The sequence below is a fragment of the bacterium genome, from assembly GCA_017744355.1.
Lineage (GTDB): Bacteria > Cyanobacteriota > Sericytochromatia > S15B-MN24 > UBA4093 > JAGIBK01.
Window position 1 is genome coordinate 1 of sequence record JAGIBK010000019.1, and the last position, 916, is coordinate 916.

At 65.6% G+C, this 916-nt stretch carries 3 protein-coding genes; 2 read left to right on the forward strand and 1 reads right to left on the reverse strand.

What is annotated here, in order from left to right:
- Together J7643_19920 and J7643_19925 are read left to right on the forward strand one after the other, a co-directional pair.
- Positions 1–259 (forward strand): YnfA family protein (locus J7643_19920; GenBank protein MBO9542863.1); only part of this gene is annotated, 259 nt, incomplete at its 5' end.
- A 29-nt stretch (positions 260–288) separates the two neighbouring features.
- Positions 289–591 carry a DUF962 domain-containing protein gene (locus tag J7643_19925; protein MBO9542864.1) on the forward strand — a complete coding sequence of 101 codons (303 nt, stop codon included), beginning with the start codon at positions 289–291 and terminating at the stop codon, positions 589–591.
- Positions 592–604: 13 nt separating this feature from the next.
- Here J7643_19925 and J7643_19930 read toward each other — a convergent pair whose 3' ends face one another.
- Positions 605–916, reverse strand: a complete 312-nt coding sequence (locus J7643_19930; GenBank protein ID MBO9542865.1) for a DMT family protein — start codon at positions 914–916, stop codon at positions 605–607.

Here is a 916-nt window from a genome sequence, read left to right on the forward strand (position 1 = left end):
GACCAGCGCTCCCAGCAGCCACCATGCATTGCGTTCGACCGCGGCCACCGCCAGCCTGGCGCTGTTCGCCTGGCTGCTGACCCTACATCCGACCGCCACCGGCCGGGTCTATGCGGCCTACGGCGGTGTCTACGTCAGCCTGGCGATCTTCTGGCTGTGGTGGGTCGATGGCGTGCGGCCCACGCGCTGGGACCTGCTCGGCGCGGCGTTGTGCCTGGCCGGCATGGCGGTGATCATGTTCGCGCCGCGCAACGCCTGAGCGCGCGGCTGTCCCCAGGAGGGAATGCGATGGCCCGTTTCGCCAGCTTCCGCGAGTTCTATCCGTTCTACCTGGCCGACCCAGGCGAAGCCGTAACCACAGACCAGCATTTCATCGGCAGCTGCGGGGTGCTGGTGCTGCTGGCGGTGGCCGCGGTCGAACGCAATGCATGGTGGCTGCTGGGAGCGCTGGTCTGTGGTTACGGCTTCGCCTGGGTCGGCCACTTCTTCTTCGAGAAGAACCGGCCGGCGACCTTCCGCCATCCGTTCTATTCGTTCGCCGGCGACTGGGTGATGTTCAAGGACATCCTCAGCGGCAAGATCCGCTTCTGAGCAAGCCCGCGGCTCAGTGCGCCGCGCCGGGCCCGTCGTAGAACATCAGGAACGCCGCGCCGACGATCAGGGCGAAGGCGGCGTAGTGGTTCCACTTCAGCGGCTGGCCCAGGTACCAGGCCGAGAAACCGGCGAACACGACCAGGGTGATGACTTCCTGGATGGTCTTGAGCTGGACCACCGAATAGACATTGCTGCCCATGCGGTTGGCCGGGACCATCAGCATGTACTCGAAGAACGCGATGCCCCAGCTGACCAGGATCGCCGCCAGCAGCGGCGCGTTCTTGTACTTCAGGTGCCCGTACCAGGCGAAGGTCATGAACAC

What these genes read in the sequence shown, in the direction of transcription:
- J7643_19925 (MBO9542864.1), top strand. Translation starts at nt 289, where the DNA reads ATGGCCCGTTTCGCCAGCTTCCGCGAGTTCTATCCGTTCTACCTGGCC.